A 19,920-nucleotide genomic window follows, 5' to 3' on the forward strand; every position below is an offset into this window, starting at 1 on the left:
CTAGTTGGAAACTTTAAATCTCCAAAATTTATTATCTGGCATTGGAGCTTCAAAGGCTTGTTGAAGATTATTCGAATCGGGAAGTTGAAAGCTGATGGTATACGAGTGTAAACCCACAGATAATGGTAAATATGCTTCATCTGACCCATATTTTTCGTCACCAATAATTGGACATCCAATATAGGCCAATTGGGCTCTAATTTGATGAAATCTGCCCGTTTTTGGCTGCACTTCCAGTAAATAGCCAAATTCATTTTCGCCAATCACTTCATAAGTCAGACTACACTCTTGAGCTTCCTTGGATTTTGTTTCTACGATATCAGCACGCTTTTCAAGCCTGTTCTTAACCAGAAAATGATTTAGCGTTGCCTTAGCTTGTGCAGGTTTATTTTTGACAATTGCTAAATAGGTTTTCTGAATTTGACGGTCACTGAATAAATTATTAAACGCCACAAGTATACTTTTCTTTTTCGCGAAAATTAAAACGCCACTGGTCACACGGTCCAAACGATGAATAACCCCAATATAAGGTTTTGGTTTCGTCTTTAATAAGTGACTAAGTACCTGAGTTTCAACAGTGCATTCTTCATATGAGCTTTTTTCGCTTATGAGTCCCGCGGCTTTATTCACAACTATATAATCATTGTTTTCATGTACTATGTTCAGATTTTGCATTTAATATATTTTTAAGGGCTTTTTAATTGGCAGTTCTGTTCCATGATTTTTCAGGAAGGTTGCTTCCGTTAGCGTTTGAGTCTGAAAAATGGAGTGGGCAAAAATATTACTTTTTATCCGAGTGGTAGCTATAATCAGACAAACGATTTTGCTTTCAAATTTAGATGGTATCAAGTGTTTTGGGACATGTGATGATGAAGACAGCTACTGTTTGACCTCTTGAGTGTTCCATCCCTGTAATCGATCCAAATGCAAATAGGATTCCACGAATTTCCGATGCGTCGCGCGTCACAATGGCAAGAATTAAAATCGAGACGAGCAAATTGCCTAATTTTTATCCTTTTTACGTAATGAGGTTAACCAAGTTATTTTTCAAAGATGGCAATGATACGCGTTTATGCAGAGACTGTATTTCCTCGGAACTTATTTAATAATTAAAGTAAAAGAATTAAAAAACACGCTCTAAAAGTGCTTTAATACTTTCCTGATTGGCGCGGATCAGTTCATTTTTAGCCCGTTCAATATCTTTTGGTGTTTTATCCTGTGACAGTTTGAATTTCCCTTCCCAAGTTGCAATGTCAATTTCAAAACCCTGTACATAATTAATAAACTGGTGCATTCGAGGGTTGTCAGATTCTAAGGTATACCGGTGATCGGGGGCTTCCAAAAAAGAGGTCATAGCAATCATGGATTGCATAATGATTTCAGGATCTGTAATTTCTTTGACATTTCCTGTGGTATGAACCATAATATAATTCCATGTAGGTAGTTGTGTGGTCGTATAAATGCTTGGAGAAATATAACCTTGCGGCCCAGAAAACAGCACGGTAACTTCCTGATTGTTCCTTAGCAGTTCTGCCTGAGGATTGTTTTTGTCCAAATGCCCGATTAACTTTCCTTCAGCATATATCAGTGGCAAATGTGAAATTAGAGGCTTGTTTTCGTCTACAGAAATAACTGTGGCTAAAGGGTAAGCTTTTATGACCGCAATCATATGGTCGTGATCGTTATCTTGATGGTGTTGTGGTGGGTAGACTGTCATGGTTTTATTGCACGCAAAAACGAAATGGATTATAAAATATAGAAATGAAAATAATAATAAAAAATGCGTTGACAGATGAGGTGTTCTGGCATTAAACTTCTATACTCCAAACTGCCTTAAATGATGATCTAAGTGCTTAAATTGCATCTTGCCCCATTGGTCGGTGCTGAATTTACCAAAATAGGGATGATGAGGCCAATGTATATTGTACGCTTTATTGTGAAAATCATTTACGGTGGCGATCAGTTGGGCTCTTTCATTTTCAAAATCGAAAGTGCCAATTACCAAAAAATCCTTGGAGGTGGTCACGCTTTCCGGCCATGGTTTATCATTGTACATAATAGGTTTATAAAGTTTAAGCACCAGTTTTTTTAACACACCCACATTTTCGGTTAACTCCATTTTTCCTGTAGCTACCAATAATGGCATCTGACAATGTTTGACCATTTGTGATACGTTCATTTTTCCCCATTTTGGGGTAGCATCTTCTGTGAGTTGTTCTAAACGTCTCAATATCTCCTGATGTGCTTTTTGGTCAAATAAAGTCTGCATGGCGTTTCCAGTATGTAATGGGTTCTGAAATTTACAATTTTTATCTTTTTATTTGGTGAATAGTACATCTTTTTCTGATTGAAAAATGACCAATATATGCAATTATCATTAACTTTATAAGTACTTAAATTTCACTATGGTGGCTATGTCAGAAAAAAACCCTTCTTTTTCCATTAAAAACTGGTCACAACACGACCAACCTCGAGAAAAACTAAGAGACAAAGGCAAGGCCGCATTAAGTGACGCCGAATTAATGGCCATTTTGTTAGGCTCAGGAAGCAGAAATGAAAGCGCTGTAGAACTTAGTAAACGTATTTTGGCCAGCACTGACAACAATTTAAGCGCTTTAGGAAAGTTATCCCTTAAACAGCTTATGCATTTTAAAGGTATTGGAGAAGCCAAGGCGTTAACGATTGTGGCTGCATTAGAACTGGGAAGACGTCGTAGAGGTGAAGAAGCCCTTCAGCATTATAAAATTGAATCGAGCCAATCTGTTTTTGAACTCATGCAACCTCTAATTGGCGAATTGCCGCACGAAGAGTTTTGGATCATCTATTTGAATAATTCCAATAAGGTCATTCAAAAAATACAATTGAGCAAAGGGGGTATTACCGGCACGTTGGTCGATGTGCGTTTGGTGCTCAAAACAGCTATTGAGGTTGGTGCAGTAGGCATAATATTGGCGCATAATCATCCTTCGGGGACGCTTAAGCCCAGTGAAGCGGATAAACAGATTACCCAGAAATTGAAAACCGCGGCACAAAGTCTGGATATAAAAATTTTAGATCATCTCATCATTACTGAAAATGCTTTTTATAGCTTTGCAGACGAGGGCATCCTGTAATCTGAACTTCAAAAATTTAAACCTAATAGCAGTTACTTTGACCCGATATGATCAAAACCTGAATGAAAACTTACGGGTCACATGATTCTTCGATTATATTCCAAAGAATATCAAACCTAGGAATTTAAAATTTTTAACTTTGGACTTTACAAAATCGAATGCTACTAGTTTATACTCCTAAAATTACACCGCGTTTAACCTATGCTTTTAAGCATATCAGTTTGCGTATTCTTAATGTTCCTGTGAGTTTTACCACCACTGTGGAGGAGTTTATTGCCCATGACAGCATGAAAATCTCCTACGCTAAGCAGCCCTTGAGCAGTGAGTTGTTTGTACGCAGTCATGAACTATTGTTTGAACAAGGCATTTCTGATTTAGATATCAATGTGCAAGATTGGGGCAATACCAAATGTTTTTTTTCAACCTCTGATAAAAGTAGTCTGCCGTTCGATATTTTTGCCGCGACCTTTTATTTGTTAAGCAGATATGAAGAATATCTCCCCCACGTAAAAGATGACTATGGCCGATTTTTGGCCACAGAGAGTTTGGCTTTTAATAAGGGATTTTTGCATCAGCCCGTCGTCGATATTTGGGCCTATAAATTTAAAGACATGTTGCAGGCCCAATTTCCTGACTTCGATTTTCCGGAAAGAACTTACAATATTCAGCCAATAATTGATGTGCCGGTAGCTTACTATTTTAAAGACAAAGGATTGTTGCGTACTTTAGGGGGCACCGTAAGTGATATTGCCAGCTTAAAATTCAAACAACTTTACCAGCGTTACCAATCTTTAATGGGATTTAAGAGAGATCCGTACGACACGTTTAAGTGGATTGTTACCAAGCAAAAAAAGACTAAAGTCAAATTTATCGTATTTTTTCTGATTGGCGAATATTCCACCTTTGATAAGAACATCAACATTAATAAAAAACGATTTGTATCGCTTATAAAATATGTTGGGGATTATTGCAAAATTGGTTTGAAAGTATCGTTTTTGGCTTTGGATGATTTTGCCATGTTGAAAAAGGAAAAATTAAAGATGGAGTCCACCACCAATAATCCTTTAGAAGCGTCTAGGCATTCATTTTCAAAATTGAACCTGCCTGAAACGTACCGTAACCTCATAGAATTAGAAATTAAACAGGATTTTACCATGGGTTATATCAACCATATGGGCTTTAGGGCGGGTACCTGTACACCTTTTCAATTTTATGATTTAGATTATGAAGTACAAACCCCACTGCAAATCAATCCGTTTCATTGTGTTGATTATGCGTTATTAAAGCGGCAGTCCTATTTAGATAAAAAAGAAGATTTACTGCGCTTAATGGACACTGTAAAAAGCGTCAATGGCACGTTTACTCCAGTGTTCCATAATTACGCATTTAGTAATTTGGACCGTTGGAAAGGGTTTAGAGATTTATTCCGTATAGTATTAGAGTCCGTAGATGAAAAGTAGAGACATAAAACACGTTTTTTTCGATTTAGATCATACCCTTTGGGATTTTGATAAAAATTCCGCATTGACATTCGATAAAATTTTTAAACAGCACCAAGTTGAGCTTCGTTTAGAAACGTTTTTAGACGTGTATGAACCGGTCAATTTGCAGTACTGGAAACGGTATCGCGATGATGAAATTGATAAATTAGAATTGCGCTACGGCCGATTACGGGACACGTTTGATGCCGTCAATTTCACCATTGAAGACAGATTGATTGAACAACTCTCCCACGCCTATATTGAACATTTATCCAGTTTCAGCCATCTTTTTGAAGGGACAATGGACGTCTTAAATTATTTGCAACCTAAATATCAATTGCATATTATAACCAACGGTTTTGAGGAAGCGCAATTACGAAAGATGAATTCGTCCGCCATAACGCCTTATTTCAAAACCATTACAAATGCTGAAATAGCTGGAGTAAAGAAACCGAACCCGATCATTTTTGAATATGCCCTTAACCTCGCCAAGGCCCAACCTCATGAAAGCATTATGATTGGCGATAATTACGAAGCGGATGTCTTAGGGGCCTTAAATGTAGGATACGATGCCATCTTTTTCAATTATAGAAATGACCCATCTGAACCTCATGTCAAACAAATCAATCATTTGTCACAGCTAAAAACTTTTATTTAATGCGGCCAATTTGGGCATCAATATGACCGATTCTAATGCTGTTTTCGTACTTTGTCGTATCTTTAAAAAATTAATTTATTCAAAAAAGTTTATGAAATCTATCGTTACTATATTGGCCTTTATCATGTTGTTCAGCAGTAAAGGCTTCGCTCAAGAAAATTTAAATGCTTACAAATATGTTGTTGTCCCAAATTCTTATGGTTTTTTAAATGGGCCTGACCAATATAAAGTCAACTCTCTAACTAAGTTTTTATTTGAAAAATATGGTTTTACAACGCTTATGGCTGATGATGATTACCCAAATGATCTAACCAACAATCGCTGTTTGGGTCTTTTTGCTGATGTAGAAAAATTGAGCGCATTTTTTAATACAAAATTGCAAGTGCATTTAAAGGATTGCAATAATAAGGTGGTCTATTCTTCGGCAGTAGGAGAATCAAGAGAAAAAGATTACGATAAGGTCTATCATCTTGCTTTACGTGATGCATTCAACAGTTTTCAATCGCTAAATTACACGTATCAGCCCAGTGAGAAAGTAGTTTCAGCTCCGTTGCAGGCGCCGGCAAAGGTGGCAGATACTTCAGAAGCACAAGAAGAAATTTTGCGTTTGCAAAGAGAAGTGGAGGCGTTAAAAGTGAGCCGGACCAATGAGGAACGGGACTTGAGAGAAGCGGCAAAATCTAAACAACTTCAAGACGTACAACCAGAAGTAAAGGCACAAGTTAAAAAAGTGATTATTGCTGATGCGGGATCGGTCGAAAAAATCCAAGGTTTATTTGCCAATCCGGTGGAAAACGGATACACCATTACCGATGCCTCTTCTAAAGTGTTGTATCATTTGGTGTTTTCAGGTAAAGAAGATGTCTATATTGTAAAAGGCCAGGACGCTATTCTCTATAAAATGAACACTACGTGGATTATTGCCACGGCGACTGATGCAGGTGTCTCAATGAAAACACTTAACGTGACATTTAATTAAATCAATACCCGTATTTCGATTTCCAGCGCTGTTTTAAAAACTCACGTTGCGACTGTTCTCTGGCGTTATTGCCGGGGTTATAAAGTTTGGTGTTTTTAATTTCGTCGGGCAGAAACTCTTGAGGTGCAAAGTTGTTTTCATAGTTATGGGCGTACTGATAGTTGTCGCCATAGCCTAATTCCTTCATTAATTTGGTGGGCGCATTTCTTACAGATAGCGGCACTGATAAATCGCCGGTTTCCCTGACCAATTGCTGCGCTCTCCCTATAGCTTCATATGCCGAATTACTTTTGGCCGATGTCGCTAAATACGTGGCGCATTGGCTTAAGATAATACGAGATTCAGGATGTCCAATTACGGAGACTGCCTGAAAAGTAGTATTCGCTATTACTAAGGCTGTTGGGTTGGCGTTGCCAATATCCTCACTGGCTGAGATTAACATACGTCGGGCAATAAATTTAACATCTTCACCACCTTCAATCATACGCGCTAGCCAATATACAGCCCCATTAGGATCACTCCCACGAATCGATTTTATAAATGCGGAGATGATATCATAATGTTGCTCGCCCGTTTTGTCGTAGCGTGCCGTATTGCTTTGCACTTTCTTCAGCACCGCTTCATTGGTAATTACAATCTTCTCAGATTCGTCGTAGGAAGAAATAATCAGTTCAAAAATATTTAAAAGCTTGCGGGCGTCACCTCCTGAAAGTCGCAATAAGGCTTCAGTCTCTTTAAGGGTGATGTCCCGTTGAGATAACAAGTCATCTTCGGTAATTGCCCGTTGTAATAAGGCTTCCAAATCTTTCTTATCAAATGATTTTAAAACATATACTTGTGCACGGGAGAGTAGGGCAGGAATGACTTCAAAACTGGGGTTTTCAGTAGTGGCGCCAATTAAGGTTACCCAACCTTTTTCTACAGCTTCCAATAAAGAATCTTGTTGCGATTTGCTAAAACGATGAATCTCATCAATAAACAATAACGGATTTTTAGCCGTAAACAGGCCGCCACTATGTTTGGCTTTATCAATGACTTCTCGGATATCTTTGACACCAGAATTGATGGCACTCAGCTTGTAAAACGGCCGGTTAGATTCGTTGGCAATGATATTGGCCAAGGTTGTTTTTCCTGTGCCAGGAGGTCCCCAAAATATCATTGACGGAATTACCCCTTGTTTAATGTGCTGCGTCAAAACCCCTTGATCTCCAATTAAGTGGGATTGACTTAAATAATCCTTCAAGTACTTTGGCCGTAATCGTTCTGCTAATGGTGCGTTCATTATGCAAAATTACATCAAATCCTTTACAAAGCGGAAACTCCATCTACAATTTTGGGCATGCCATTTTTGTGAAGAACAAAAATGTCGTGCTCTCGCGGCTCAATCTTTTTGTTGAAAAAACAAAAAGGATTTCACACAAACCGCTCCATCACTCATGCACCTACGTGACAATAGTTCATATCTTCAACAATTGGCTAGTAATTTGATGAGAAACCTTTAAATTTAACCATGAGTAATCCGCAGCATTTCAGATATTCAACAGGCGTTGTGGGCTACCCCATCTTTTTTTTGATGTTAATCTGGGTCGTCTTCTGGTTGCAGGTCCGATTTTTCCCCGTCATCAAAACCTGGGGAATAGTACCAGAAACTTTAGTAGGATTACGGGGGGTGGTTTTAAGTCCGTTCATTCACGCCAACATTGAGCATATTTATCACAATAGTATTCCGTTAGTAGTCCTATCAATGGCCTTGTTTTATTTCTACAGGCCCATTGCTTGGAAAGTGTTGGTTTATGGTATATTACTTTCCGGAATGATCACGTGGTTTATCGGGAGACCTTCCAATCATATTGGCGCTAGTGGCCTTATTTATGTCCTAGTCAGTTTTATTTTTTTTAAGGGCATATTTGCCAAACATTTTCGGTTAGTAGCTCTTTCGCTATTGATTATTTTTCTTTACGGAAGTATGATTTGGTATGTGTTCCCGATCAAGGATGGGGTGTCGTGGGAAGGGCATTTAGGGGGACTTATTACTGGGTTTGTCTTTGCCGTAATTTTTAGAAAGGCCATTGCCAAACCTGATCGTTACGTGTGGCAGGAACAAGCATACAACGAAGATGATGATCCGTTTTTGAGACATTTTGATGAAAACGGGAATTTTATAGAAAATTTAGAACCGGAAATTGAACTTGAATTTGAACTTGAAAATGAAGTTGAAGTTGAAAGTGAAAGTGAAATTGAATTTGAAAGTGAAATTGAAGATGAAAGTGAAATTGTAGATGAAAATGAAATAAAGGCGAAAGATACCACTGAAACCCCAATTGCAAATCGGTCGAACTTAAATCCATCGAAGATCCACTATATTAATAAGGAAACTCCTAAGTCATGATGATTTTGTCACACTGAGCGCAGTCGAAGTGCTTTTTAAAATCAAATAGGTGAGGGGCTAGGTTCTAGTTAGCAGTGTGCAGTCTTCAGTTGGCAGTCTGAATGTTGGCAATCTACAGTCTTCAGTTGGCAGTCTTCAGTTTTCAGGCTTCAGTTGGCAGTCTTCAGTTTTCAGCTGACAGTCCTCAGTCCTCAGTTTTCAGCTGGCAGTCTGCAGTCATCAATCTACATTCGTCAATTCACAATTTCATTTTTAGAATCTCGAATCCTCCCGTATCGAGAAGTGATGTATGGGTGGGTCAACAATCAACAATCAACAATCAACAATCCGCAATCCGCAATCCGCAATCTCCAATCTTCAACTTGCCCGTACCGAAAAGACACGTTCGGGCGGGTCAACAATCTTCAATCCACAATCTCCAATCTTCAACCCGCCCGTACCGAAAAGGTACGTTCGGGCGGGTCTCCAATCTAAAGTCGTTGTCGCACTACTTCGTATAGGAACGCACCACATGCTACTGAAACATTTAACGATTCAATATCTCCTAAGATTGGAAGTTTTGCCTTTTCATCTACAACTTTTAGGATGGAGGGATTGATGCCTTTTCCTTCTGAGCCCATAATGATGGCACAAGGTTCAATAAAGGAAACATCATAAAGGTTTTTGTCAGTTTTCTCTGTAGCAGCAATAACTTTTATTCCAGAAGCCTGCATGTAAAATACCGCATCCTTAATATGGTCTACTTTACATATTGGAATTTTAAAAATGGCACCGGCGCTCGTTTTAATGGTATCACCATTAACTGGGGCACCACCCTTTTTCTGAATAATAATTCCAGAAACTCCAGTACATTCTGCAGTTCTTATAATTGCGCCAAAATTACGCACATCACTCAATTGGTCTAGGAGCAGGAATAGGGGTGTTTTGCCAGATTCGAGGACATTGGCTACCAATTCTTCAATAGGGTAGAAACTAATGGGGGCAATTTGCGCCACAACGCCTTGATGGTTCTTATTGGTTAGACGATTCAGTTTTTCAACTGGCACGTAAGAAGAATTCAAACGCTCTTTATGTAGCAATTGTTCAAGTTCTGTAAAAAGTTCCCCGCGAAGACCTTTTTGCAAAAATATCTTATCGATGTTTTCGCCAGATTTGATTGCTTCAATCACTGCTCTGATTCCAAAAATTGTAGTTTCGTGTTCCATGCCGCAAAGGTATAAAATAAACGTTCGTATTTTGAGAAGGTTTATAAAAATTGATGTGGATATTTCGTACAGAAATTTTTGAATTGATTGCATAAAAAAACCTCTTAAGTATTAGACTTAAGAGGTTTTAGAATTTTAAAAACTATTTAATTAGTTAACATCCCAGAACAACTTGGTAGTTTGTTCGTCACCACCAATTGCTGCTGATGCCGCTGACCAATTAACCTCATTAAGATTTTGCTCATTAACAGGGTATGTGTAGCGGGTTGGAACGGGAAGTCCAGATTCTGCTGGTAAATTAAGCGTAGGTACATCATAAGTTCTCCATGCAGTCCATGCCTCATAACCTCTGTTATACATTGCTAACCAGAATTGTTTTCCAATTTTTTCTTTCCAAGTACCAGGAGCAGTAGTGTATTTTACTGCCGGTTTAGCTAAGTAAGCTTCAACACCAGGAGCGCCCCATTCATTAAATGATGCTCTGATTCCTTCGTTGTAAAATTCTGCAGCCATTGCTGGAGTTCCAGATAAGGATCGTTCCGCAGCATCAGCCAGATAGAAAGATACTTCAGAATAATCAAGTATGGATGCAGGGTTTGTTGGGTCTAACATTCTATCACCAAGATGAGTGTAAAGACTGTAACTGTTGTTGTCTCCATAAGGTCCGCCTTTGTATATACCAGCACCTAAATTCTGATCAAAGTAAAAAGGTCTTCTTGGATCTTCTAAGGCATTCATGATGTCAACTAAAGTATTAGCAGCAATAAAATCAGAACGACCAGATTGCACTAAATCAACCCACACTGGATTTGTATTTGGTGTTGTACCTGAATACACTAAAGATGCATTATCGTCATTAGAAGTAAATACGCCACCACTTACAGCAGTAGTTACAGCTGCTTGAGATAGAGTTGAAAATCCTGGAGCGTCAGCAATTCTGATTCCCATTCTTAAAAGTAATGAGTTTCCAAATTTTTGCCATTTCGCCGAATCACCACCGTAAATAGGATCTGCTGCACCAAAACCTGAATCAGTAATGTTAGGAATGGCTGCAGTTAAACGCGCTAGCAAGTCAGTGTATATTGTTGCAGCGTCATCATAAGCGGGTAATACAAACTCATTTGGGCTTAAGGCTTGAGTATAAGGAATATCTCCGTAAGTCTCTACTAAGTGTGCCCAAGTGTATACCATAAGTATTTCTATTTGCGCATTTCTTGTATCCTTTTCAACTTGAGTTAATACAGCGTCGTTATTGGTGTTTTCACGCGCAGTTGTTAAATCTAAAAGAACATCTCTGTACAACTCTGACCAATGGTTTTGAGTGATATTTCGTCCGTTCAAGTCAAAATTCGCTTCATCGGTATACGTAGTTTCAGTCCAGTGTTGCCCTAACATTCTGAAAACGTTAGTATTCACATTGGTGCTCGTCATCTGATCATACAAACTTTTGGTAGCAGCGGTAAATAAAAAGGCTGCTTCTACTTGAGTAGGATTTTTAGGATCTCTATTTAAATCTTCGTAAGCCTCATCTGTCTGACAAGAAACTAGTGCTACGAAGGTAAAAACGGTTAATATTATTTTTTTCATAATTTTTTTTATTTAAAACTGTAGTTTAAGACTTGCACCTATTTCTCTAATAGAAGGGTAAGAACCTGATTGGTAACCTTGAACGTTACCAGAACTTAAACCTGCTTCAGGATCAGCATAAGGTGTGTTTTTATCAATGATCCATAAGTTTCTTCCTATAAGTGAGATGGAAACTCCTGTAAATGCCATTTGCTCTAATACTTTAGGGCTAAGGTTGTAAGATAAACTTGCCTCACGTAACTTTACATAACCTGCATCATAAACGTGTGCAGCATTTGGTGTTCTCACGTAACCCCAAGGATTTCCGTAAGTAGTTGCGCTAGCTCTCACATTGTTTGTTGATCCGTCAGCTTGTACACCAGCTAAAACAACACCACCACTTGTAGCATCATAATTTCCAGGAGTACCAACTACTGGGTTTCTTACTGGGTTTCCAAGATCGTTATTAGCAGCAGTAAAGTCATAAAGACCTGTAGCATACCCATACCATGTGTCTAATGAGAATACATCACCACCTTTTTGGATGTCAATTAAGAAATTGAAGTTGAAGTTTTTGTATTTAAAGTTGTTAAATACACCACCTTTCCAATCAGGATTGACATCTCCAATAACATTATTGTTAGTGCCAGTTGCTTGGTAATAGCCGTTAGTTCTAACTGTTCTTTCACCGTTGGTATATACAAAGTCAGTTCCTCTGATAGTTCCGTAAGGTTCACCTGGAGTTGCGTTGATGGAAATACCACCTTGTAGGGCAGCTAATTGTAAGTTGTCGATCCCGTTCAACAATTCAACCACTAAACTTTCGTTTTTCGACCAGTTAGCTGTGATATCCCACTGGAAATCTTCACTTTTAATTGGCGTTAAGTTCAATTGAACCTCTACACCCTTATTTTCAATTGTACCTGCATTTAATACTGCTGAGGTATAACCAGTAGCCGTAGATAATGGAATGGCTGTAATTTGGTTAATGTTTTCAGTATTATAGTAAGAAACATCAAACCCAACACGTCTATCAGCAAATTGCATTTCTAAACCAAACTCATAACTGTTTTGTCTTTCTGGTAATAAGTTCAAGTTAGCTTGAGCGCCTGGATTAGAAGCGATTCCATTACCGTTAAAAGGGGTTCCAATACCAAAAGTATTAAATACTCTGTATGGGTTAGTGTCATTACCTACTTCAGCGTAATTAGCTCTTACTTTACCAAACGATAACCATCTAGCATCAATTAATTGAGAGAATACTAAACTTCCAGAAACTGAGAAATACTCATATCTGTTGTTGTCTTTTGGAAGAGTTGAAGATCGATCAGATCTAAAAGATCCTTCTAAATATGCGAAATTGTCATAACCTAAACTTGCACGAACAAATTGACCGTCTACCATGCTAGTTGCATCGTATTCAGCAGGAGCGTTGATAGGACTTACACTGTTAGACAATGCATAAAGCCCTGCCAAGTTTAAACCACCGTTGGTTGCAGCAAAAATACTATTTTGTTTGTTTTGTCTAATGTTAGCTCCTATGTTACCTTCTAAGTTTAATTTATCAGATAAATCTTTGTTGAACGTGAACATTAAATCGTAGTTATACTCAGCAACGTTATTGTTGTATCGTGTATATTCAGATACATCAGCACTACCTACGTTAGTTCTTTCTTCTTGTAACTCACTGTAGCTATCATAAGAAAATCTTGTCATAACACTTAACCAATCCGTTATTTCATAGTCTAAGGCAAAGTTACCAAAGTATCTAGAACGGGTATCAGTCTCATAGTTTTCATAAAATGTCCAGTATGGGTTGTCTGAATAAATAGGACTCAAGTTATCTGGACCGTTTGGATTCCATGTAATGTTATCCCCAGTCGCAAAATAGGCATCTCCTTGTTCTTTGAAATCGACGTTAGTTTGGAACCATTGTCTAAACTGTTGCATCACGTTTTTTGAACTATATCCAGTTCCGTAACGACCTTTACCATCAGTTTTGATGAAGTTAAAAGTAGTTGACGCAGTCAATTTATCACTTAAATCGTGAGATCCAGAGAAGTTGATTGTGTTTCTCTTAATTTTACTATTCGGTAAGTTACCTTCTTGTAATAAGTTGGTGAAACCTAATCTAAAAGAGCTAGTCTCATTTCCACCATCCAATGATACAGAGTTTACAGCTGTAATAGATGCTTTGTAGATCGAGTTAGGATCATTTTTACCTGCTAACCATGGAGAAGCTTGTTGGTATGTGTTTTCCAATTGTGGATAGATTGAGTTCCATTGGTAAACCATCAAACTTGGGTCAAATGCCCCACCGTAAGATGCATCTTCCGTAAATGGAGTGATAAGATCATCAACACCATCACCGTCAACATCAAATAATTCAAAATATCCATCCTCAGAAGAATAATATGGTCCGTAACCTGCACCGTATTTCTTTTGGTAAGTTGGTAGCGTTGAAGAATCAGCAGTACCCATCGTTAAACTAGAGCTGATTGTTACACCCACACCTTTTTTAGAAGTACCTTTTTTAGTTGTGATCATGACCACACCGTTAGAAGCACGAGAACCGTAAAGCGCTGTAGCAGCGGCACCTTTCAAAACGTTGATAGACTCAATGTCATCAGGGTTAATGTCTGATGCAGCATTCCCGTAATCATACCCACCTCTACCTGATTTTTGACCAGAAGAGTTAGAGTTGCTGTTATCAACAGGTACACCATCAATAACAAATAAAGCCTGGTTGTTACCAGCAATAGAGTTGTTACCTCTAATAACCACGTTGGTAGAACCACCTAAAGTACCAGATGTTTTAATATCTAGACCAGCAACCTTACCGGATAACGAGTTAACGAAGTTTGAACTTTTCACGTTAGATACAGCCTCCCCTTTAACTTCTTGGGTAGCATAACCTAAACTTTTCTTCTCTCTTTTAATACCTAGCGCTGTCACAACAACTTCGTCTAATACAGACGCGTCTTCTTGCATTGTTACATTAATAGTATTAGAAGCACCCACGGTAACTTCTTGGGCTTTCAACCCTACATATGTAAATGATAACACATCTCCTGACTTAGCGGTGATGGTATAATTACCATCAAAATCCGTTTGCGTGCCAGTGGCAGTGCCTTTTACAATGATATTAACCCCAGGAAGTGGCAGACCAGATTTATCTGATACCATCCCTGAAATTGATTTTTCTTGTGCAAACGATATCTGCACAAATAACGCTAGTAATAGCGTTAGAATTCCACTAAACTTTGTTTTCATATTTAAATTAATTTGAATTAGCCTACCGTAAAAATGCTAATAATAAGTTAAATAAGCAATTAAATCAATGTGGATTTTGTCCGTGTCATGCAAAATGCCACTAGCAACAGTGACGTAATTTATTTATATGTACAATATAAATGTTTGTAATACAGTTGATTATTCTAAAAACAGTCAAGGAAATCCTGAATATTTCTTTTTTAGTTTTGTTGGGTTATTTTATGAGTTTCCGTGAATAAAACGTTAAATCGTCTTAAAATCTATTGCACATGATAACTATCAGTTTTTAGTTTTACAGAATTTCTTATCAAAATATGATCTTTAATTGTGCTATTTAAAATGAGGCTGATATACTCAGATGCACTTTTGAATCAGATAATTTTATGGACTGTTGTCTTGAGCTTCCGTTGCTGTAATTTAGTTTAAAAAGTCCTGCTTGGGTAAGCATGCCAAATCCAAACCCTAACCCTAAGAGATTATCTTTGGTTACATTGTTTTGATTCTCGTAGTAAGCAACATCAATGATGGAATGTACATATAGGGTGTTGGATACATTATACCGGTATTCGGTATTTAAGACAGTATATAAATTGGCCATCAAACTTTGCTCTTCAAAACCTCTGATGGAATTGATGCCGCCAAACCTAAACAATTCGTTGTTTAAAAATTGCTCTGAATTTAAGAGCGCTCCATTCAGATGGGCATAGACGCTATTGCGCGCATTCAATGTAAATATATTAAAAGTTGTAAGTTCGATTTTGGTTTGTGTGGTTTCAGAATTTTCAAGGGTTCTTTGACCTAATCCACCAGATATTTCAAACAGAAATTGTATTGGGAATAGGTTGTCTTGCAATCGTGGCCTGCTATGGACATAGCTGAGGTTATAAAAATGAGATCTAAAATCAGTGGTGTTTACAATGGGAACCTCTAAAAGTGTTGCAGAGTTTACAGCATTGATGCCTACGGTCACAGCGTTTCTAGGATTTATGTAGTAGTCAATTTTCGCAAATTGTGATGTGCTAATATATGAAGAGTCCTTTTTGAAAATATGCAATCCAAATTGCGTGCCTATAGGCGACCCAAACAAAAAGGGGAGCTTTGCTGTGACATCGAAAGTTTTCTGATCATTTTCATCGCTTTTGTAGAGCACTCTAAAAGATTCCCCATAATGTAACGTATTGATCAGTTTTAGATTTAAATACCCATCAAATTCAAGTTTGTTTGTTTCAGCGTTAGTTCCGAAACCTATAAAACCGTCAAACGTGTTGCTCTTTTGTTTGTCAACATATATATAGAGTAGGGTAGAGTCTTTTGTAAACAAAACTTCAGGAGCTTTTATTTGTGTAGCAAACCTTAGGTTTTCTAACGCTTCCGTTTTTAAAGTAATGGCCTTTAAATTAAAAACCTGCTTTGGTTTTAATTTCAAATACTGTTTGATAAAAGATTTGGGGAATTTTTCATAACCCTTCACTATAATAGCATCAATTTTTCTAGTTTTATTTCGGTCAACTTGCAATTGTGCAGTAAGCATCCCATCTTCCGTTTTGATATTGGTAAGGTGAAGCGTAGAGAATGGGGCGCCTTGTGCTATAATTTCAGAATTGAGTCGTTGTAAAGTTGATTCGAGTGTAGAAACATCCACCTCAAAATACGTTTTAGTAATTGCAGTACTGACTAATTTTAAATGTGACGTGTTAAAATCTGCATCAAAATTAATACGGGCGGTTGTGTATAACCTGCCTAAATTATAAGATGCCAAAAAATTATTCTCTGGATGTTTCTGGATGGCTACAATAGCGCTTTCTAGATACCCAATGGTGTGCAATGTTTTTTGAAGGTTTTGTAACTCATTTTGGAGCTCTTTATAATTTTTAAAAGAAGATTGATAATTAAGATTGGCAATAATTTTTGTTTCTGCTGTCGAGGTGCCTTCCGCTTTTAAGTACACGGTTTGGGCCAATAGGATTGGAGATGAGACCCATCCGCAAACAAACAAAAGGAAGAATAGTTTTAAAGACATGTAGAACTTTAAGGAATTCAAAGTTAAAGGAAAATGAGAACTGAATACGTGTACAATGTTAAATAATTCAGCAAAGATTTGAAAATTAATCATTTTACTTTTGAATAAGCGAATTTATTTTCTACCTTTGCAGCCCTCAAAAGCGAGGAGTAAAACAAATTTATATAGAAATATATGCCAACAATTTCACAATTAGTACGAAAAGGAAGAACCAAAATAGCCAAGAAGAGTAAATCGGTTGCCCTTGATTCGTGTCCACAAAGACGTGGTGTGTGTACTCGTGTTTATACGACGACACCTAAGAAACCTAACTCAGCAATGCGTAAGGTAGCAAGGGTTCGTTTAACAAACGGAAACGAAGTTAACGCATACATCGGAGGTGAAGGTCACAATCTACAGGAACACTCGATAGTATTGGTTAGAGGTGGAAGGGTAAAAGATTTGCCAGGAGTTAGATATCACATTGTACGTGGTGCCTTAGATACCGCAGGTGTTACAGGTAGAACGCAACGTAGATCTAAATACGGAACAAAACGCCCTAAAAAGTAGAGATGTAACATGTTACATCTGATTAGTGACGCAAATTAGTGCGACATTAATTTTAATGATTTAAAATTAACAAAGAAGACATGAGAAAAAGAGCAGCAAAAAAGAGACCGCTTTTGCCAGATCCACGTTTTAACGACCAGTTAGTAACTCGTTTCGTTAATATGATGATGTGGGATGGTAAGAAGTCCGTAGCTTTTAAAGTATTTTATGATGCTATTGACATTGTAGAAGCAAAAAAAACTGACGAAGAAAAAACAGCCTTGGAAACATGGAAAGATGCTTTATCTAACGTAATGCCTCACGTAGAAGTACGTAGTCGTCGTGTAGGTGGTGCAACATTTCAAATCCCAATGCAAATTCGTCCAGACCGTAAAGTATCTACAGCTATGAAATGGTTGATTAGCTACTCACGTAAAAGAAATGAGAAATCTATGCCAGCAAAACTTGCTGCTGAAATTTTAGCTGCGGCCAAAGAAGAAGGTGCAGCAGTTAAAAAGCGTTTAGATACTCATAAAATGGCAGAAGCTAATAAAGCATTCTCACACTTTAGATTCTAATATATGGCAAGAGATTTATTACTTACAAGAAATATAGGAATTGCAGCACATATTGATGCTGGGAAAACAACAACTACAGAACGTATCTTATTTTATACTGGTGTAAACCATAAAATTGGTGAGACTCACGAAGGCGCATCAACTATGGACTGGATGGAGCAAGAAGCTGAAAGAGGTATTACTATTACTTCTGCAGCAACTACTTGTGATTGGACGTTTCCAAAAGAAAATGGTGAGCCTACTGAAGATGCACAATCTTACCATTTCAATATTATCGATACTCCAGGTCACGTTGACTTTACGGTAGAGGTAAACCGTTCATTACGTGTTTTAGATGGTTTAGTATTCTTGTTTAGTGCAGTTGATGGTGTTGAGCCACAATCTGAAACTAACTGGAGACTTGCTGATAATTATAAAGTTCCTAGAATTGGTTTTGTTAACAAAATGGACCGTCAAGGTGCTAACTTTTTAGAAGTTAACAAACAAGTTAAGGAAATGCTAGGTTCTAATGCGGTGCCAATTGTATTGCCAATCGGAGACGAGGCAGACTTTAAAGGTATTGTTGATTTAGTTAGAAATAGAGCCGTAGTTTGGCATGATGATAATTTTGGTGCTACTTATGATATTGTAGCAATACCAGAAGACATGAAAGACGAAGTTCGTGAATACAGAGCTGCATTAATTGAAGAGGTTGCTAGTTATGACGAAAATCTTCTAGAGAAATTCATGGAAGATGAAGAGTCAATTACAGAAGAAGAAGTGCACGCTGCACTTAGAGCTGCTGTAATGGATATGGCTATCATTCCTATGGTATGTGGTTCTTCATTTAAAAATAAAGGAGTTCAATTCTTATTGGATGCCGTTTGTCGCTACTTACCTTCTCCAATGGATAGAGAAAGTGTGATTGGGGTGAATCCTGATACTGATAAAGAAGAAAGACGTAAACCAAGTGTTCACGAACCATTTTCTGCTTTAGCATTTAAAATTGCTACGGATCCTTTTGTTGGTCGTTTAGCATTTTTTAGAGCTTATTCTGGTCGTTTAGATGCAGGTTCTTATATCTTGAACAACCGTTCAGGTAAGAAGGAGCGTATTTCTCGTATTTACCAAATGCACGCTAACAAACAAATTGCTTTAGATTTTATTGAAGCAGGAGATATTGGAGCGGCAGTTGGATTTAAAGATATTAAGACTGGTGATACCATGTCTGATGAGAAACATCCAATTGTTTTAGAATCAATGAACTTCCCTGATCCAGTAATTGGTATCGCGGTAGAACCTAAAACGAAAGCTGATGTTGACAAATTAGGTATGGCGCTTTCAAAATTAGCTGAAGAAGATCCTACTTTTACAGCACGTACAGATGAAAATTCAGGACAGACTATTATTTCTGGAATGGGTGAGCTTCACTTAGATATTATCGTAGACCGTTTACGTCGCGAATTTAAAGTGGAAGTGAATCAAGGTGCACCACAAGTAGAATACAAAGAAGCAATTACTAGAGCGGCACAACACAGAGAAGTTTACAAAAAACAATCTGGTGGTCGTGGTAAATTTGCGGATATCCAATTTACATTGGAGCCAGCTGAAGAAGGTAAAACAGGTTTAGAGTTTGTTTCTGCTATTAAAGGTGGTAACGTTCCTAAAGAATTTATCCCTTCAATTGAAAAAGGATTCAAAATGGCTATGGTCAATGGTCCTTTGGCAGGTTACGAAGTAGATGCAATGAAAGTAACTTTAACGGATGGATCTTACCACGATGTGGATTCTGATCAATTATCGTTTGAGTTGGCTGCAAAAATTGGATTCAAAAATGCTGCGAAAGCTGCAAAAGCCGTTATCATGGAACCAATCATGAAGATTGAGGTGATTACACCTGAAGAAAACATGGGTGATATTGTTGGCGATTTGAACCGAAGAAGAGGTCAAATGACTGATATGGGTGATAGAGCTGGTGCAAAAACTGTAAAAGCAACTGTACCATTATCTGAAATGTTTGGATATGTAACCACATTAAGAACATTATCTTCAGGTCGTGCGACATCAACAATGGAATTTTCACATTATGCTGAAACGCCTTCAAACATATCTGAAGAAGTGATTAAAGCAGCAAAAGGCATCGAAGCTTAA

The 19,920-nt window shown here is 37.7% G+C and carries 16 protein-coding genes; 8 read left to right on the top strand and 8 right to left on the bottom strand.

Features of this window, described 5'->3' with window-relative positions; translation table 11 throughout:
- From ES711_RS11665 to ES711_RS11675, 3 genes are all read right to left on the bottom strand, one after another.
- Complete coding sequence (locus ES711_RS11665) at nucleotides 1-675, bottom strand: RluA family pseudouridine synthase (protein ID WP_146893489.1); 675 nt, start codon at nucleotides 673-675, stop codon at nucleotides 1-3.
- 448 nt (nucleotides 676-1,123) lie between these two features.
- A complete protein-coding gene (locus ES711_RS11670) occupies nucleotides 1,124-1,717 on the bottom strand; it encodes an FMN-binding negative transcriptional regulator (protein ID WP_146893490.1) in 594 nt (197 codons plus the stop codon).
- A 99-nt stretch (nucleotides 1,718-1,816) separates the two neighbouring features.
- Entirely contained in the window at nucleotides 1,817-2,269 is a 453-nt protein-coding gene (locus ES711_RS11675; RefSeq protein ID WP_146893491.1) for a DUF1569 domain-containing protein, read from the bottom strand.
- A 145-nt stretch (nucleotides 2,270-2,414) separates the two neighbouring features.
- Here ES711_RS11675 and radC point away from each other — a divergent pair, with 145 nt between their 5' ends.
- The 4 genes from radC (at nucleotide 2,415) to ES711_RS11695 (ending at nucleotide 6,231) form a co-directional block, all read left to right on the top strand.
- Nucleotides 2,415-3,113, top strand: a complete 699-nt coding sequence (gene radC / locus ES711_RS11680) for a RadC family protein (protein ID WP_146893492.1) — start codon at nucleotides 2,415-2,417, stop codon at nucleotides 3,111-3,113.
- 158 nt (nucleotides 3,114-3,271) lie between these two features.
- On the top strand, nucleotides 3,272-4,573 hold the full coding sequence (locus ES711_RS11685) for a polysaccharide deacetylase family protein (protein ID WP_146893493.1): 1,302 nt from the start codon (nucleotides 3,272-3,274) through the stop codon (nucleotides 4,571-4,573).
- Nucleotides 4,563-5,252 (top strand): YjjG family noncanonical pyrimidine nucleotidase, encoded by a 690-nt coding sequence (locus ES711_RS11690; protein ID WP_146893494.1) that lies wholly within the window; start codon nucleotides 4,563-4,565, stop codon nucleotides 5,250-5,252. Before ES711_RS11685 ends, ES711_RS11690 begins: the two co-directional genes overlap by 11 nt.
- Nucleotides 5,253-5,343: 91 nt before the next feature.
- Nucleotides 5,344-6,231 carry a hypothetical protein gene (locus ES711_RS11695; protein ID WP_146893495.1) on the top strand — a complete coding sequence of 296 codons (888 nt, stop codon included), beginning with the start codon at nucleotides 5,344-5,346 and terminating at the stop codon, nucleotides 6,229-6,231.
- Nucleotide 6,232: 1 nt separating this feature from the next.
- Here ES711_RS11695 and ES711_RS11700 read toward each other — a convergent pair whose 3' ends face one another.
- The gene (locus ES711_RS11700; RefSeq protein ID WP_146893496.1) at nucleotides 6,233-7,513 is read right to left on the bottom strand and encodes a replication-associated recombination protein A; all 1,281 of its coding nucleotides are present in this window, start codon (nucleotides 7,511-7,513) and stop codon (nucleotides 6,233-6,235) included.
- Nucleotides 7,514-7,741: 228 nt separating this feature from the next.
- Between ES711_RS11700 and ES711_RS11705 the strand changes: the two genes are divergently transcribed.
- Nucleotides 7,742-8,620 (top strand): rhomboid family intramembrane serine protease, encoded by an 879-nt coding sequence (locus ES711_RS11705; protein ID WP_146893497.1) that lies wholly within the window; start codon nucleotides 7,742-7,744, stop codon nucleotides 8,618-8,620.
- A gap of 470 nt (nucleotides 8,621-9,090) precedes the next feature.
- Here the strand turns inward: ES711_RS11705 and rlmB are convergent, their stop codons facing one another.
- The 4 genes from rlmB to ES711_RS11725 all read right to left on the bottom strand — a co-directional run bounded on the left by rlmB (nucleotide 9,091) and on the right by ES711_RS11725 (nucleotide 16,684).
- On the bottom strand, nucleotides 9,091-9,825 hold the full coding sequence (rlmB, locus tag ES711_RS11710) for a 23S rRNA (guanosine(2251)-2'-O)-methyltransferase RlmB (RefSeq protein WP_146893498.1): 735 nt from the start codon (nucleotides 9,823-9,825) through the stop codon (nucleotides 9,091-9,093).
- Between the two features lie 150 nt (nucleotides 9,826-9,975).
- On the bottom strand, nucleotides 9,976-11,412 hold the full coding sequence (locus ES711_RS11715; protein ID WP_146893499.1) for a SusD/RagB family nutrient-binding outer membrane lipoprotein: 1,437 nt from the start codon (nucleotides 11,410-11,412) through the stop codon (nucleotides 9,976-9,978).
- 12 nt (nucleotides 11,413-11,424) lie between these two features.
- On the bottom strand, nucleotides 11,425-14,664 hold the full coding sequence (locus ES711_RS11720; RefSeq protein ID WP_146893500.1) for a SusC/RagA family TonB-linked outer membrane protein: 3,240 nt from the start codon (nucleotides 14,662-14,664) through the stop codon (nucleotides 11,425-11,427).
- Between the two features lie 334 nt (nucleotides 14,665-14,998).
- Entirely contained in the window at nucleotides 14,999-16,684 is a 1,686-nt protein-coding gene (locus tag ES711_RS11725) for a POTRA domain-containing protein (RefSeq protein WP_246139188.1), read from the bottom strand.
- Nucleotides 16,685-16,858: 174 nt separating this feature from the next.
- Here ES711_RS11725 and rpsL point away from each other — a divergent pair, with 174 nt between their 5' ends.
- From rpsL to fusA, 3 genes are all read left to right on the top strand, one after another.
- Entirely contained in the window at nucleotides 16,859-17,233 is a 375-nt protein-coding gene (rpsL, locus tag ES711_RS11730; RefSeq protein WP_146893501.1) for a 30S ribosomal protein S12, read from the top strand.
- A gap of 80 nt (nucleotides 17,234-17,313) precedes the next feature.
- Nucleotides 17,314-17,790 (top strand): 30S ribosomal protein S7, encoded by a 477-nt coding sequence (gene rpsG / locus ES711_RS11735; RefSeq protein WP_133758911.1) that lies wholly within the window; start codon nucleotides 17,314-17,316, stop codon nucleotides 17,788-17,790.
- Nucleotides 17,791-17,793: 3 nt separating this feature from the next.
- Nucleotides 17,794-19,920: an elongation factor G gene (gene fusA / locus ES711_RS11740; RefSeq protein ID WP_146893502.1), complete on the top strand. Its 2,127-nt coding sequence runs from the start codon at nucleotides 17,794-17,796 to the stop codon at nucleotides 19,918-19,920.

It is taken from the genome of Gelidibacter salicanalis, from assembly GCF_007997285.1.
GTDB lineage: Bacteria > Bacteroidota > Bacteroidia > Flavobacteriales > Flavobacteriaceae > Gelidibacter > Gelidibacter salicanalis.

Coding starts and splice junctions, on each gene's coding strand:
- ES711_RS11665 (WP_146893489.1), bottom strand. CDS start 675: ATGCAAAATCTGAACATAGTACATGAAAACAATGATTATATAGTTGTG.
- ES711_RS11670 (WP_146893490.1), bottom strand. CDS start 1,717: ATGACAGTCTACCCACCACAACACCATCAAGATAACGATCACGACCAT.
- ES711_RS11675 (WP_146893491.1), bottom strand. CDS start 2,269: ATGCAGACTTTATTTGACCAAAAAGCACATCAGGAGATATTGAGACGT.
- radC (WP_146893492.1), top strand. CDS start 2,415: ATGTCAGAAAAAAACCCTTCTTTTTCCATTAAAAACTGGTCACAACAC.
- ES711_RS11685 (WP_146893493.1), top strand. CDS start 3,272: ATGCTACTAGTTTATACTCCTAAAATTACACCGCGTTTAACCTATGCT.
- ES711_RS11690 (WP_146893494.1), top strand. CDS start 4,563: ATGAAAAGTAGAGACATAAAACACGTTTTTTTCGATTTAGATCATACC.
- ES711_RS11695 (WP_146893495.1), top strand. CDS start 5,344: ATGAAATCTATCGTTACTATATTGGCCTTTATCATGTTGTTCAGCAGT.
- ES711_RS11700 (WP_146893496.1), bottom strand. CDS start 7,513: ATGAACGCACCATTAGCAGAACGATTACGGCCAAAGTACTTGAAGGAT.
- ES711_RS11705 (WP_146893497.1), top strand. CDS start 7,742: ATGAGTAATCCGCAGCATTTCAGATATTCAACAGGCGTTGTGGGCTAC.
- rlmB (WP_146893498.1), bottom strand. CDS start 9,825: ATGGAACACGAAACTACAATTTTTGGAATCAGAGCAGTGATTGAAGCA.
- ES711_RS11715 (WP_146893499.1), bottom strand. CDS start 11,412: ATGAAAAAAATAATATTAACCGTTTTTACCTTCGTAGCACTAGTTTCT.
- ES711_RS11720 (WP_146893500.1), bottom strand. CDS start 14,664: ATGAAAACAAAGTTTAGTGGAATTCTAACGCTATTACTAGCGTTATTT.
- ES711_RS11725 (WP_246139188.1), bottom strand. CDS start 16,684: ATGTCTTTAAAACTATTCTTCCTTTTGTTTGTTTGCGGATGGGTCTCA.
- rpsL (WP_146893501.1), top strand. CDS start 16,859: ATGCCAACAATTTCACAATTAGTACGAAAAGGAAGAACCAAAATAGCC.
- rpsG (WP_133758911.1), top strand. CDS start 17,314: ATGAGAAAAAGAGCAGCAAAAAAGAGACCGCTTTTGCCAGATCCACGT.
- fusA (WP_146893502.1), top strand. CDS start 17,794: ATGGCAAGAGATTTATTACTTACAAGAAATATAGGAATTGCAGCACAT.